Here is a 14,075-nt window from a genome sequence, read left to right as displayed (position 1 = left end):
GAGATGACATGGACTGGCGCGAATTCGCACAGCAGATGGCGACCATGGCGCGTGATCTGCTGGCCCAGGATTCGGTGGATGCCACGTTGCGGCGGATCACCGGGTCCGCTACGGAGCTGGTCGAGGGCTGCGACGCCGCCGGTGTTCTGGTTCTGCGCGGCAAGCGCGTGGAGACTCTCGCTCCGACGGACCGGCTGGTCATCGACAGCGACCAGCTGCAAGAGCGCCTACAGGAAGGCCCGTGTTTCGACGCGGCCCGCACCCACCTGGGGGAGCGGGTCTTCCGTATCGCCGACTTCGCCGCCGAGCATCAGCGCTGGCCCTCCTACGCGCCCCCCGCCCGGGAACTGGGACTGGGCAGCATGATGGGCTTCCCTAAGAATGTTGGCGGTCCGGGAGGACCGGGTGTGGCTGATGATGGGTTGCCGTTGATGGCTCGGAAGGAATGGCCGCCCGGTCCTCCGGGACGCTCCGACCACTGATTGAGAACTGCGGTCATCGCTGGTTAGGGACCTGTCGGCGGGGTGTTCCTCGGGCCACGAAGGTGCTGGTCACGGTGGAACGGAGCGACGGGCTTGAGCACGCCTCACGCGCGGATATGGGTCGGCATCGACGCCGGCAAGGGACATCACTGGGCAGTCGCGGTCGACGCCGACGGCGAGACGCTCTTCTCGACGAAGGTGATCAACGACGAGGCCCAGATCCTCACGCTCATCGAGACCGCCCGCGAACGGGCTGAAGAGGTGCGGTGGGCGGTGGACATCTCCGGCCGGGCCGCCACCCTGCTGCTGGCCCTGCTGATCGCGAACGGCCAGCAGGTCGTCTACGTGCCCGGCCGGACGGTCAACCGCATGTCCGGCGCCTACAAAGGCGAGGGCAAGACCGACGCCAAGGACGCCCGCGTCATCGCCGACCAGGCCCGCATGCGTCCCCGGGACTTCACCCCGCTGAGCACGCCTGCGGAGCTGGTCACCACGCTCCAGGTCCTCACCAACTACCGGGCCGACCTGATCGCCGACCGGGTCCGGCTGATCAATAGGCTCCGCGACCTGCTGGTGGGAATCTGCCCCGCACTGGAACGGGCCTTCGACTACTCCGCGGCCAAGGGACCGGTGGTGATGCTGACTGAGTATCAGACCCCGGCCAGCCTGCGCCGGATCGGCGTCAAGCGGCTGACGACCTGGCTCGAGCGCCGCAAGGTCCGCGGCGCCGACACCGTCGCCGCCAAAGCGGTGGAGGCGGCCCAGTCCCAGATGACTGCGCTGCCGGGCGAGAAGCGGGCCGCCAAGCTGGTCTGCGACCTCGCCCACCAGCTTCTGGCCCTGGACGAGCGGATCAAGGACAATGACCGGGAGATCCGCGAGACGTTCCGTGCCGACGACCGCGCCGAGATCATCGAGTCGATGCCCGGTATGGGTCCCATCCTGGGCGCCGAGTTCGTCGCCATCGTCGGCGACCTGTCCGGCTACCGCGACGCGGGCCGACTCGCCTCGCACGCCGGCCTGGCCCCAGTCGCCCGCGATTCCGGCCGCCGCACCGGCAACTACCACCGGCCCAAGCGTTACAACCGGCGCCTGCGGCACATCTTCTACCTGGCCGCCCAGACTGCCATGATGCGGCCCGGCCCGTCCCGGGACTACTACCTCAGAAAGCGTGCCGAGGGACTGATCCACACCCAGGCCCTGCTTGCGCTCGCCCGACGCCGCGTCGACGTGCTCTGGGCGATGCTGCGTGACAAGAGACTGTTCACCCCCACCCCACCGGACACGCAGACGGCTTGACCTCATCATTGAGATTCCTGCTGTTCACCGAGGACGAGGACCTCGGCGCGCTGAACCTCTACTCCTGTCGGCCCGGGGCGTTCACCGAGGTCAGTGAGACGGCCGGTTGGCTGCTGGCCTCCCATGCCGCGGTCGCCTTCTCCAGCGCCCGCACTCACGCCCAGATGGAGCAGGCCGTCGCCACCCGCCATGTCATCGGGGAGGCCATGGGCATCCTCATGGGCAGCCACCATCTCACCCAGGACCAGGCGTTCGGCGTGCTGCGCCGCTACTCCCAGGAGCACAACGTCAAGCTCCGCGAGGTGGCCCGCCAGGTGTGCGAAAAGGGCAGCCTGTCCTGACCCCGGTGGGGCGGCTCCGCCGGCACGGTTGCTGAACCGGGGGAGCCTGAGCCCGGCCGGCCCCCAGGGGAGCGTCGCCGACCCGGCCTGTCTACCGAAGTCCCCCACGTGGGGCGGTTCATACATACGGCCCCCGGGTGGACGGGCAGGTCGGTGCGGGCGAGGCGTGTCAGGTGTCGGCGCCGGCGTCGCTGTTCCGTCGGTCCGAGCCGCCGTGCCAGTCCAGGACCATGGTGGTGGCGTCGTCCGGCAGAGAGCCGCCGCACGCGTCGTGGACCGCACCGGTCAGGGCGCGGACCACTTCGCGGGGGTGTTCGTCGCAGGTGTCGTGGATGAGGGCGGTGAGGTCGACGGCGGCCGAGCAGCGCTCGGTCATGCCGTCGGTGAGCAGCACCAGTCGGTCGCCCGGCTCCAGGTCGAACCGCTGCACCTCGTAGGTGACCGGAGCGGGAACCCCGAACGGCAGGTTGACCTTGACGGCCAGCTCCTCCAGCCGTGCCCCGCGCAGTCGCAGGGGCCAGGGGTGGCCGGCATTGACCAGCCCACATTCACCCGTCTTCAGAGTGACGCAGAGCAGCTGCCCGGTGGTCATGCCGCGGGCGTGCTCAGTGATCGCCTCATGTGCGGCATACGCCTGGCCGAGGACACCCTGACTGGCGCGGCGGGCTCCGCGCAGAGCGTTGACCGTGAGCGTGGCCAGCAGGGCGGAAGCGGTGTCATGCCCCATCGCGTCAGTGATCGACAGGTACAGCCTGTCCTGGTCGAGGGCGTAGTCGTAGGTGTCACCACCGATGTCGTCCGCCGGGACCAGACCGCAGGCCAGGGTGAACTGGGCCGCCTCGCAGCAGGACGCCGAAGGCAGCAGCTGGTGCTGGATCTCCGCGGCGAGACTCACGGCCGTAGTGCGCCGACCCCAGTGGTAGAGGTCGGTGAAGCGGCGGTCGGTGACCACGATGTACGCGAGCGCGTGCGCCGCCTGCGCCACCGCGTCGCGGACCGTGTCATCCGCATGCGGCACGACCAGGTCCAGGACGCCGATGCAGTCCCCGCGGTTCGTCACGGGCGCCACCATCCGGCACCGGCCCTCCCCGTCGTCCTCCTGGTGCAGGCACTGGCTGCGCAGCACCCGGTCATAGACGCTGCCCGCCAGCTCGCATCTCTCCGCCTCGCCGCGCGCCGCCTCCGCCGTACCGGTTCTGGGCAGTCGTACGGCTTCCTGCCCGATCAAGTCGACGAACAGGAACGACACCTCTGTCGCCGAGAACCGCTTCTCCAGGTTCAGGGCGACCACGTCCACCGACTGCACCGGCGCGGCGTCCTCCGCCGCCCGCAACACCTCGTCCAGACCGAAACGCTCACCAGCCACCAAGCCACCTCCCCGGTCCGTGCGCCCCGGGTTCCCCCAGCCCGCCTTCGAACGCGCCACCAGGGACCGGACGCGCCACGGCCCGGGAACCTGACAACGCTCGCACGCGGCATGTATCGCGCGGGGGCATATGCGGTGCGACATCGGGAAACTCGGGGCTCGGACCCCTTGAGGACGCGCGGAAGGAGCGGGCCATGAGCCAGGGCAGGACGAGTTCGTCGGATCTTCCGCAGCCGTTGCGGGCCGTCGGCGCCGGGCTGCGCCGCGTGCCCGGAGCCGAGCAGGTGAGCAAGATCGTCGACAGCGCGGTGGACTGGATCGGAGCCATCTCTCCCCGTAACCGGCGGATGGCGGTCTACACCGGAGCCGGGGTGCTCGGCGTCGCAGGGGTGGTGGAATGGCCCGTGGCTCTCGCCGGCGCGGCCGTGGCGTGGCTGACCCAGCCGGCCCCCCGACGAGGCGCGCAGGAAGAGGCGGCCCGGGCCGACAGGGTCGGCAACGCCGAGACTGACACGAGCTACGGCATGCGGCCCGCTGCGGCCGCCCCCGCAGCGTCCACCGACACCTTGTCGCAGCGCTACGGTCCGGGCGACAGGCTGGCACCCTCCCACTTCCACCACGAGAGCCACCCGCACGAGCAACCCGCCAAGGTAGGCGACTCCGCCACGGCGTCGGCGCTGAAGCAGGTCGCGAAAGCCTCGGCACACCACCGGGAAACAGACTCGCCGAGCGGGCATTCGGCAGAAGACCAAGCCCTCTAGAGACCAAGCCCTCTGGCCGCCTGTCGCGAACGCCGAGAGAACGCACGTCAGTCGTGTGGCGGCTGCTGGACGGCCGCCACACGACTTGGCTCAGCGCCTCTACTCTGGCGCTGCTTCGCGGGTACTACCGATTCGGCTTGGCCGCGCTGATATCACCGAGCGCCGACTCCGCACCCCGTTCCATCGCCATGTCACCGAGGGAGATGATGCCCACAGGGTGTCCCTCCTCGACGACCGGCAGGCGGCGGATGGAGTGCTCGCGCATGAGTTCCACCGCATGATCGAGGTCCTCGTCCGGAGTCACGATGACAAGATCGTCACTGCAGGCCGAGGCGACGGTCTTCTGCTCCGGGTCGCCGCCCTCCGCCAGCGCACGTACCACGAGGTCGCGGTCGCTGACCAGACCGCGCAGCTCGTCGCCCTCGGTGACCAGGACGGCGCCGATGTTCTCGTCGCGCATCCTCTGGGCCACCGTTGTCACAGACGTCTGCGGTTCCACCGTCACCAGTTGGCTGGTCATGATGTCACGTACATGCTGAGCCATGACGCCTCCTCTTACCGGCTCCGCTGTGCCGACCGGGTACCCGGCGCGCGCCCTCCTGCACCTCACGTCGGAGCAGGCGGCGGTGGAAGCGGCCCCCGTGGCGTGGAGTGTGGCAGAGCATCCGATCCCCTCTGTCTCTGCGGGAACGAAGCAAGAGCGGGAAGGAAATCCACGCGGTGCGGCGATTCAGGCCAGCCGGCCAGATTCTCGTGGCGGCGTCCGGCCGGCTCGTCCTCGGCAGGCCTCCGGCAGCTGCCCACCTCGGCCCGCAGCCGCCGCATGTGTGCTGCGAGCATGGAGGTCCGCCCACCCGACAGGCGATAGGGCCTCAGGCGAGGTACTTCATCGTGACCCGGCAGAATTTGAACCGGACCTTGCGGGGCGGGCCGTCGCATGCCGGACGGCCGGAGCTCAGCCGGCCGTTGTGGCCAGTGCTTCTTCGGCCTGGCGGATGCGCCACTCCTCGACGGTTTTCTGCTGCTGCCGGGCGCGTTCGAGCAGGGTGTCGAGCCGGGCAGGGTCCAGGCGCTCGTCGGCCGCGCTGAGGCGGCGCAGAGTCTGCCATGCTGCCGCCTTTCCCTCGACCCCCAGCCGCAGTGCTTCCAGATCCAATACGGTGCCGAGCGGCGAGCGGCGTACCAGGCGGCCGTTGGGCTTCAGCCGCCCCGCTTTCTCGCCCGCCCAGCCCGCGCACACCTTGTACAGGCGAACGGGAACGCCGAGATCCCGCATGATGTCCAGCAGCGCTGTCCGGTCCTCGGTGATCTCGGCCGCTACGGGCCCGAGCGCACGGCCCAGCGCAGAACCGCCGGCGGTGCGCACCAGGCGGGTGGCACGTTGGGTGCCGGCGGTGGCGCCGGCGAGGTGGTCGTTGAGATAGATGCCGAGCAGCTTCATGTCGGTGCCTTGGACGGCGGGGCGGCGCTTGTGAGCTTCCGAATGCGCAGGCGCGTTCATCTGCAACCTCCATCGGTGGCTTCGGGGCCGAGTGGCGGGTACGCGCCCGCGATGGTCTCAAAGCCCGAGCGTCTACGGGCGGATGACGGCTCGTACGCAGCCGTCATCGTTGGCCTTGAATAGCTGGTACGCCCGCGGTGCCTCGGCGAGCGGCAGACTGTGGGTCGCCAGATGGAATGTGCTCAGTTCACCGGCCACCATCTGCTCCAGGCTTCTACGGCGGCCGACCAGGGCACGGAACTGGCCGTACGGCTCACCGCGGCGGGGCCTGGCGTCACCCGGTCCGCGCCCGCCGGGCTGGCAGGTGCCGACCCGCGCCGGCACCTGCGCCTCGCGCGTCGTGAGGCCAGCCAGGCCGTGGCTGCATGAGCCGGGGGCCGCGGTCGACTTTGCACAGGTGCGGCAAATGCGCTGGCCATGGAGCAGGACCTCGGCGCGCCGCCTGAGGCGCAGAGCCGTGAGCAGCAGGCCGATGGCGTAGGACAGGGCGTTGGCGGCAGTTATCCCGGTGACCGCCCACCGGGGGGACAGCAGAAGATGGCACACCACGGTCAGGGCGATGCTGATGCCGCCGGTCCACAATGCCATGCGCGCCACGGATGCATAGTGCGCGGGACAGGTCGGTGTGCAGATCGTCGAGCCGACGCTCGGGCTGTTCTCGCCACAGACCCCGCCAGTCGAAGCGCGGCCGCGGGCGGACACCGGCCGCGGCGTAGGGAATCAGGGATTTCCGGAGTCCGCACGGGTCGCCCCGCGCCGGCGCCGAGAGCCATGAGTCAGGACGGGGGCTGGAGAACTTTGTCAATGACGTAGATGGTGGCGTTCGCGGCCTTGATGTTGCCGCAGACGATGTTCGCCTTGCCGTTGACCTTGAAGGTGGTGCCCGAGCCCGACGTGGTCAGTTTGCTCCCTTCCACCGTCGTGAAGGAGCCCTTGGAGAGTTCGTTCGGGGCGATCTGCTTGTCCACGACGTGGTAGGTCAGCACCTTCTTCAGCTGCCCCTGATTGCTGAGGAGCGAGGCAAGATGCGACACGGTCATCGTCTGGAAGGCTTGGTCATTGGGAGCGAAGATGGTGACGTTGGGCTTCCCGTCGAGGGTACCGGTCAACCTTGCTCTGACCGCGGCTGAGACCAGATGGCTGAGCTGTGGATATGCGGACGCAGCCTCTACGACCTTGTCCTTGGCTGTATTGGCCTTCTGTGAGAGCGCCGAACAGCCGGGACCGAACGTCCCGGACGGACTGGGAGACGCATCCTGTGCGTGGCTCGGCGATGCCAGACCTCCCAGCGCGAGCGGGATGGCGATCAGAGCTGCCGCGTTGGCCTGTGCTGCACGCATGCGGGTGAACCTCATCGCATCTTCCTCCCATGGAGGCGTGAACACACTGCAGAGGTTTGGACTGCGGAAGCCTTGGTTTCCGCTGGGCGGGGTGGGGCGGCTGCCGCGCCGCGGGCTTGAGCCGACATCACCCGGCCACTCAGCGAGCGTATCCAGCAGGTGCCGTCGCCCGCATCTCGAAGCCCGGACGCGGTAACCGCCCCGCCCTGTTGGACCTCGGCCTACTTGGGCTTGCCGAACTGGCGCCGCGGCCAGTTGGTCCGTCTGGCAGGGGCAAGGAGCGAGGGGCTCCTGGGCGTCGTCCAGCAATGGGGAGTGGGCGCCGGCCCGGCTCCTCCTCCAGCGGTGCTGCCAGCCTTCAGCAAGCTGCAGGCGTTCCGCGAACGTGGGCAGTTGGTACACGTCGATTTCGATACCGACGAGGAGTAGGAGGGGCTTCGGGCGAGCCGCTCCACCGGCACCCCCCCAAGGCGCACATCGGTGGGCCGGGATCACATCCCGGAGTCGGCGGGCGCTACCCGCGGCACACGCCGCCGTTGACCATCTGGGTGTGGCGTGCGACCACCGGGCGCGCGCTCTTGGCCAGGGACTTGACGCGCGGGTTGGTGCCCGAGGCGATCACCTTGTCGATGAGCGCGAGGGTCTGCACGTGGGCGGGGTACTGGGCCTTGAGCCACGCCGCATCGTAGGCGCGCCTTCCGGCGAGGGACTTGAGGGCGGCGGTTTGCCTCAGCTGTGCGGCCGTTTGCCCGGACGGCAGCGCCACCCCGAGTCGTGCCGCGGTCCTGACGACACCGGCATCGAGGGTGCGGTGGTCGCGGATGAAGTCGGCGGCGACCCGCTTGACGCAGGCGGTGGTCGCGGCGCTCTGAGCTTGCCGGCTGACCGAGATCTCCCACAGGTTGCCCTGGTGGGCTGCGGTCAGGAGTTGCCTGTCCAGGCTGGAAACCGCCGGCGGCGAGACCGTCGACGAAGCGAGAGCCGGGAGCGACGTGGCGCCCGTGAGGCACAGAGCGGCGGCGCAGACGGCGGTGAAACGGGCACCGGATCGAGTCGTGTACATGAGTCCTCCATGGGTCGCACGTGCAAGCCCCGACGAAAAACCCACCCTTATTGCTCGAAGGGTGAGAAATCAGACCTATGTCATGATTAACCCGGTTGAGTTGCTCGGCAACCGAGGACCTCGCCTTCATACTGCTCCGGTTCCCGCGGCGGAGCGCCGCTGTCGGTCATTCGCAACGACGTCGAGGAGCACCAACGTCCGCTCCAAGGTGCAGGTCAGAGCAGTCGCAGATCGTGCTCCTGCGAGTCAGTCTTCGGGTTGGTCCTCCGGTCCGACCGCGTCGCCGATGGCGACGCGCAGGTCATGCATGCCTTGCAGGATGTCGATGAGAGCTTCTTCCGCCCCGCTCAGAGCGCGTCGGGTTCCCTCCGTGTCGCCGCGCTCGGCGTGCAACTGAGCGCTGAGGGTGTACACGGCCGTCATGACGGCAGCGAAGGCGGCCTCGCGGCCGGGTGGCAGTTCTTCCGCCTCGGGTTCGGAGACCTGCACCGCCGTGCGCTGCAGCCGGTTTGTCAGGACGTTGACCGCGAGGCCGGGATCCTCTCCCACCTGCTCCCCCCAACCGAGCAACGTCTCAAGCACGTCCTCGATCTCCCCTTCCTCGGTGAGGCGGGTTGCGGCGGTGATCTCGAGCTCCGTCTTCGCCAGCAGACTGCCCAGCAGGTGCAGGCGGTCTTCTTCCTGCGGCCCCTCGGGTCGCTTCTCCGGATCCGCTTCCGGCTCAGCCGCCAGAGCGGCCAGCGCTGCGTAGATCTGCTCAGTACTTACCGGGCGCTCGCTACTGATGCTCACGCCTTCAGCTTCACCCAGCGAAGGCGTACCCGCCCGCCCAGTACGTGCGAGCCCCAGGCGAGTTCCACCACCCAGACCAGCGCCGGGCCGAGCAGACCGAAGAGCTCTTCGACGCCTGCCGGCTTATTCTCCGCGGCGGCGTGCCCCGGGTGGGTCGGCGCCGGCCTCGCGGTCGCAGTCGACGTCCGGGGCTATCGCTGGGCAGGGCCGGGCCGGGGTGGCCAACGGGGGGTGCGTGCGGGGGTGTCCGAGGCTGCCCGCGGTGCCCTGCTGGTCCGAGTGCGCTGGTGGCCGTCGCCGAAGTGGTCCGGCGGGATAGTCGGCGATCAGCAGCACGGATAGCGTAACCACATGGCCCAGGATGAACGGCTGCTTCACGCCTCGTCGTTCGGCGCGGCGGCGGCCGCATACGCCGAGCACCGTCCGGACTACGCGCATGCCGCGGTGCGCTGGGCGCTCGAGCCCGCGCCCGGCCCGCGCGTGCTCGACCTCGGCGCCGGGACCGGCAAGCTGACCGCCACGCTGGTCGCACTGGGTTTCGAAGTCATTGCGGTCGAGCCCGACCCGGCGATGCTGGCCGAGCTGCGCCGCTCGCTGCCGGCCGTCCGTGCCCTGTCCGGTAGTGCCGAGGCGATACCGCTACCTGACGCTTCCGTCGATGCCGTGCTGGCCGGCAACGCCATGCACTGGTTCGACATGGCCGTCGCGGGACCCGAGATCGCCAGGGTCCTCGCCCCCGGCGGCATCCTGGCGGGCCTGTGGAACGTCATGGACGACCAGATCGAGTGGGTCGCCGGGCTCGCGCGGATCGGTGGGAGCGCGGCCGTCGGCCCGCGTGACACGCCCGGCAGTTGGCGCGCCGAGACCGCAGAAATGCACCTTCCAAAGAGCGGGGTGGCCGCCCGGTTCGGCTCGCCGGAGCAGGCCGAGTTCCCGCACGGGCAGCGCCGCACCGCCGACACCCTCGTCGCGACCATCGCGACGCGCGCGGGGGTGCTGGTCATGCCAGAACAGGAACGAGAGGCCACGCTGGGCCGGATCCGGGCCTTCCTCGCAAGAAGACCGGAGACCGCCCACGGCGGGTTCATCCTCCCGATGCTGACCGGCGTGCTGCGCGTCCGGCGATTGTGAAGCATCACGTCGACAACGATCGAGGACACGCCGCACGCCGTCTCACGAAGAAGGCTCATCCGCAGTCTCATCCGGCACCGACAGTCGGTCCACATCGCTCGGAGAGCAGCAGCGATGTCGAGTGGATAGACGCTCTCTCTGTAACGAAGGCCGACCGATCCAGGGCGGCGGCGTGGATGCCACAGGCCATGACCACGGCATACGGCTACGCCGACGGGGTGCCCGGAACGCTCGGGCACCCCGTCATCCGTCATGTCACTCCACGACGACCTGGCAGCTGCCCGTGACGCCGCCGGAGGTCACCAAGACGGTGACGGTGCCGGAGCGGTGGGCGGTCAGGGCTCCCGTGGACGGATCCACCGAAGCGACCCTGGAGTCGCTCGACGTCCAGACGTGGGACGCCGGGTCCGCGATCGGGATGGTGAGCGGGGCGATGTTGTCGCCGCCGACCTGGTCTCCCGACGCCGTCAGGGTGACGCGGTCGCCCTTGGCGATCGGATCCTTGGGACCCTTGACGGTGATCGACGCGAGGGCAGGCTCGACGGAGTACTGCAAGTCACCGTCGTCGCCGATCCGGAGCAGGCCGAAGTGGTAGATGCCGCCCTGGTCGGCAGGGGCGTAGGCCGGCATGCCGAGGTCCGCGAAGGTGAACTGGGGGATGCCGCCTTCGGCAGTGGTCACGCTCTGCCCCTCGGGGTTGAGGATCTGCTCGGCGAATCCGCGGGCGTGACCGTACAACATGACTACATGCTGCTTCGGGTGCGTCTGCTGGTAGCGCTGCACGAGCCGCAGGTACATCTGCGCCTCCCAGCGGTCCGTGAACTGGCTGTTCGCGGCCGGGTGGGGGTCGTACGCGGGCATGTGCGTGATGACCAGCACGTCCTTGGCGGTGGCGTCCGTCAGCTGCTGGACGAGCCACGGGTACTGGGCGCCCGAAGGATCCTGGAAGGGGTCCGAGGACTGCAGGCTGCCATGTGAGTTGTCGGTGACGATCATCCGGGCCGCACCCTGGGTGTAGGCGTAGTGGGTGTCGCCGAAGGTGTCGCTGTAGTTGCCGTTCTCGGCGTCGGTGCCCTGGGTGATCTCGTGGTTGCCGACGATGTCACGGGCGGGGATGCCGAGGGCGTCCATCTTGGACTTGGCGTACTGCAGGTCCGCCGGCTTGCCGTCGTCGGACATGTCGCCCAGGAACTGTGCGGCGTCCGGCCGCGCCTGCGGGGCGAGGGTGGGCAGCCGCTTGGCGATGGAGTCCATGACGTTGCTGCTGACCGAACCCGGGTCGCCGGCGAGCAGGTGCGCGTCGTCTCCGGCGAGGAGGGTGGTGCCCTTCTTGGCGAAGTCCGCGGAGTCCTCCTCGAAGGACAGCCAGTCAGGGTTCTTCGGGATCGCGTGGTATTCGGGCGCCGTGACCGGTCGTGGCGAGTACAGCGCCTGAAGGCCCCCGACGTTGAGCGAGCCGCTGTATGAGGTGCTGGGGCTGATCGCCAGGAAGTCGATGAAGCTGATGGTCAGCGGGAACTGCATGCCCGCCGGCAGCTGAGCGACCGCCAGGTGCCAGTCCTTCCAGGTCACGTACGTCGGGTAGAGGGTGGTCGAGGACCCGTTGACGCCGATGTACTTCTCCGCGAGTTCGATGCCGTTGCCGTCACCCTTGATCCAGACACCGATGGCGGTGGGCACCTGGCCGTTGTCGGTGTCGGTCTTGAGAGTGACCTTCGGCGAGAGCACCAACTGCTTGACCCCGGCACCGGCCGGCATCGAGTAATCGAGCTTGAGCGATCCGGACTCGGTGGAACCCGGCGGGACGACACCGGGGTCGGCGCTCAGGGCGGCGGGCTTGCCGGTGGTGTTGTTGCTGAGCCGCCAGACGTCGAGGCTGCTCATCGGGTCGATGGTCTTGCTGACGCTGCCGACGGCGACCGACGCGGTGGCGGTGGCGCCCGCGACCGTGGCGCTCACGTCGGCGAGACCGCCCTTGTCGGCGTGCGCCGTGAACAGGCCGTGCGAGTCGACGCTGCCCAGATCGTCCGGGCTGACCTTCCAGGCGGCCGCCTCGGCGGGGATCTGGACTGTGCCGCCGCCCTTGACGGTCCCCGACAGGGCGAGCTGCTGGGTGGCGCCGTTGTCCAGGTCGGCCTTGTCGGGCGTGACCGTGAGCGTGTCGAGCTTGCCGACGACCTCGAGCTTCTCGGAGGTGAAGGCCTTACCGGCGGAGGCGATGATCCGGCCGGTGCCGGTCCGGTGCGGGGTGAGCTTGCCGTCCTCGTACGTGGCGAGGCTCGAGGGCTCCACCCGGACGTGGACCGTGCCGGCGGCCGGGTTGGCGAACCGGTCGACGGAGTACACCGGGAGCGGGATGGAGCCGCCGGCGACGGTGGTGACCGTCCCGCCGTCGTTCACCCTGACCTTGACGGCCGGTCCGGCCTCCTTGGCGGTGGAGTAGAAGAAGATGCCGTTGGCCACCGGACGCTCGGTGTTGCCGGGCAGGTCGGACGGCGTGTTGACGACGTCGGCCCGGTCGGCGCCGGGGGCGCGGCTGACCATTCCTGTGGAGCCGCCGCCGTCGAAGAGCATCGCGGTGTAGGCGCCGTGGGCGACCATGTAGCCGGCGGCCTGCTCCGGCGTCACGCCGAAAGCCGTGGAGGCGCCGCCGTGGCCGTCGATGGCGACGACGATGGCGTGCTTGCCGTCCTTGGTGATGCCGACGGCGGTCTCCGGGTTGGCGCCGCTCGGCGGGGTGCCGGTCGGGTCCTGGTAGACCTTGCCGTCCTTCACCAGCGTGTCGACACCGCTGATCAGCTGGGTGACATCGTTGTCAGGAGACAACTTCGTGGTGATGCCCACCGTGTCACCCGTGTGCAGGGTGTCGCCCAGCCACTGACCGCCGTCGCCGGCACCGAGGAGACCGAGCTGGTCGGTGCTCAGCCGCGGCACGGTGGTGACGCCGGACCGCACGTCGTCCACGACGAAGCCGCCGTCGGCGGAGTGGCCGATGACCAGAGTGGCGGGCTTGGCCAGGCCCGGTGTCTCGCCGAGGTCGGGGGTGACTTCGGTGATGCCGCCGGACGCCACGTCGTTCACGGTGTTCACCGACGTCAGCGAACGCGTCGCGGAGCCGTCGCTGATCGAGCCGGAAAAGGTCTCCGGCCCCATCACCATGGTGCCGTCGGGCTTCACGCCCAACTGGGAGGCGAAGCCCGGCTTGGGGCTCTTGAGCATGTGTCCGTTGGAGATGATGCCGCCGAGCGGACGCCCGCTGGCGTGGATCTCGAAGTAGTCCCCGTTGACACCGGCCACCGCGTGCGTGCGACGGGCCATCGACGACGGGGTCTCGTCCGCCGGGTTGGTGAGGGTGTCGCCGGCCTCGACCATTCCGACTCGCAGATTCGAGTCCGTCAGGTCGGCGTCGAGCACCTGGATGTGCTGGCGGCCGCCCACGGTGTCGTAGGTCTCGCTGTAGTGCTGCAGACCACGGGTGACGGTCTGGGCCGGCGTGCGGGTGTAGTCCACCACCAGGGGCCAGTTCTCCGGTGTGTCCGGGAGCCAGTCCGGGGTGACCGCATTGCTGTCCGCGGCCGCTTCGGCGCCGGAACCGAAAGCGGGTCCCGCTGCTGTCACGGCGCCGGCGAACGTCAGCGCCGCCGCGGCTGCCACTGCGGTACGCCGAATACCGGCTCCCACAGGTCTCTTCACGCGAAATGTCATTGATTGGTTCCTTAACGGGCATGCGCGCCGGTGGGCACCGGATCGCACACCAACCGCACACCGGCTGGGCGGATCACAGGTTTCCGTTCCGGGTGACGCAGATGACCATCAGAGCGCTTCACCTCAACAGCCGGTCGGATGGCGTTAACCTCCGGCTTCCTCGAACCGCCCCTCGGGCGCCGCTGCTTCAGGCGGTTGAAGCAGCGTTCGACCACGTGGACGACAGATCTCGTCCCGCGGTTGGGGCAGGGGCGTCCACGGCGGCTGCCGGACACTGTGGCGGCGGACGAGACA

11 protein-coding genes and 2 pseudogenes are annotated in these 14,075 nt (G+C 69.2%); 5 read left to right on the top strand and 8 right to left on the bottom strand.

Annotated features, from left to right (window positions below; genetic code table 11):
• Positions 1 to 8: 8 nt before the first annotated feature.
• From ACQPXS_RS03830 to ACQPXS_RS03820, 3 genes and pseudogenes are all read left to right on the top strand, one after another.
• A pseudogene (locus ACQPXS_RS03830) lies at positions 9 to 374 on the top strand (GAF domain-containing protein); the annotation flags it as partial.
• Positions 375 to 575: 201 nt separating this feature from the next.
• Complete coding sequence (locus ACQPXS_RS03825) at positions 576 to 1,781, top strand: IS110 family transposase (RefSeq protein WP_433445832.1); 1,206 nt, start codon at positions 576 to 578, stop codon at positions 1,779 to 1,781.
• A gap of 2 nt (positions 1,782 to 1,783) precedes the next feature.
• Positions 1,784 to 2,122, top strand: a pseudogene (locus ACQPXS_RS03820) (GAF and ANTAR domain-containing protein); the annotation flags it as partial.
• Between the two features lie 169 nt (positions 2,123 to 2,291).
• On the opposite strand, the gene ACQPXS_RS03815 reads toward ACQPXS_RS03820, so the two are convergent.
• The gene (locus tag ACQPXS_RS03815) at positions 2,292 to 3,488 is read right to left on the bottom strand and encodes a PP2C family protein-serine/threonine phosphatase (protein ID WP_433446895.1); all 1,197 of its coding nucleotides are present in this window, start codon (positions 3,486 to 3,488) and stop codon (positions 2,292 to 2,294) included.
• A 194-nt stretch (positions 3,489 to 3,682) separates the two neighbouring features.
• Between ACQPXS_RS03815 and ACQPXS_RS03810 the strand changes: the two genes are divergently transcribed.
• Positions 3,683 to 4,249 carry a hypothetical protein gene (locus ACQPXS_RS03810; RefSeq protein ID WP_433446893.1) on the top strand — a complete coding sequence of 189 codons (567 nt, stop codon included), beginning with the start codon at positions 3,683 to 3,685 and terminating at the stop codon, positions 4,247 to 4,249.
• A 124-nt stretch (positions 4,250 to 4,373) separates the two neighbouring features.
• Here ACQPXS_RS03810 and ACQPXS_RS03805 read toward each other — a convergent pair whose 3' ends face one another.
• The 6 genes from ACQPXS_RS03805 to ACQPXS_RS03780 all read right to left on the bottom strand — a co-directional run bounded on the left by ACQPXS_RS03805 (position 4,374) and on the right by ACQPXS_RS03780 (position 8,945).
• Positions 4,374 to 4,793 carry a CBS domain-containing protein gene (locus tag ACQPXS_RS03805; protein WP_433446891.1) on the bottom strand — a complete coding sequence of 140 codons (420 nt, stop codon included), beginning with the start codon at positions 4,791 to 4,793 and terminating at the stop codon, positions 4,374 to 4,376.
• Positions 4,794 to 5,204: 411 nt separating this feature from the next.
• Positions 5,205 to 5,750, bottom strand: a complete 546-nt coding sequence (locus ACQPXS_RS03800; protein ID WP_433446889.1) for a hypothetical protein — start codon at positions 5,748 to 5,750, stop codon at positions 5,205 to 5,207.
• A 72-nt stretch (positions 5,751 to 5,822) separates the two neighbouring features.
• Positions 5,823 to 6,338 carry a hypothetical protein gene (locus ACQPXS_RS03795; RefSeq protein ID WP_433446887.1) on the bottom strand — a complete coding sequence of 172 codons (516 nt, stop codon included), beginning with the start codon at positions 6,336 to 6,338 and terminating at the stop codon, positions 5,823 to 5,825.
• A 188-nt stretch (positions 6,339 to 6,526) separates the two neighbouring features.
• Positions 6,527 to 7,105: a fasciclin domain-containing protein gene (locus ACQPXS_RS03790; protein ID WP_433446885.1), complete on the bottom strand. Its 579-nt coding sequence runs from the start codon at positions 7,103 to 7,105 to the stop codon at positions 6,527 to 6,529.
• A gap of 499 nt (positions 7,106 to 7,604) precedes the next feature.
• Positions 7,605 to 8,153 (bottom strand): DUF4142 domain-containing protein, encoded by a 549-nt coding sequence (locus tag ACQPXS_RS03785; protein ID WP_433446883.1) that lies wholly within the window; start codon positions 8,151 to 8,153, stop codon positions 7,605 to 7,607.
• Positions 8,154 to 8,399: 246 nt separating this feature from the next.
• On the bottom strand, positions 8,400 to 8,945 hold the full coding sequence (locus tag ACQPXS_RS03780) for a hypothetical protein (protein ID WP_433446881.1): 546 nt from the start codon (positions 8,943 to 8,945) through the stop codon (positions 8,400 to 8,402).
• Positions 8,946 to 9,296: 351 nt separating this feature from the next.
• On the opposite strand from ACQPXS_RS03780, the gene ACQPXS_RS03775 reads away from it, so the two are divergent.
• Positions 9,297 to 10,076: a class I SAM-dependent methyltransferase gene (locus tag ACQPXS_RS03775; RefSeq protein WP_433446879.1), complete on the top strand. Its 780-nt coding sequence runs from the start codon at positions 9,297 to 9,299 to the stop codon at positions 10,074 to 10,076.
• A 255-nt stretch (positions 10,077 to 10,331) separates the two neighbouring features.
• Here ACQPXS_RS03775 and ACQPXS_RS03770 read toward each other — a convergent pair whose 3' ends face one another.
• The gene (locus tag ACQPXS_RS03770) at positions 10,332 to 13,781 is read right to left on the bottom strand and encodes a phosphodiester glycosidase family protein (protein ID WP_433446877.1); all 3,450 of its coding nucleotides are present in this window, start codon (positions 13,779 to 13,781) and stop codon (positions 10,332 to 10,334) included.
• Between the last annotated feature and the right edge of the window lie 294 nt (positions 13,782 to 14,075).

The organism is Streptomyces sp. CA-142005, from assembly GCF_050942335.1.
Taxonomy (GTDB): Bacteria; Actinomycetota; Actinomycetes; order Streptomycetales; family Streptomycetaceae; genus Streptomyces.
The sequence above is the reverse complement of the archived record's forward strand: the minus strand, read 5'-3'. Positions and strand labels throughout refer to the sequence as shown.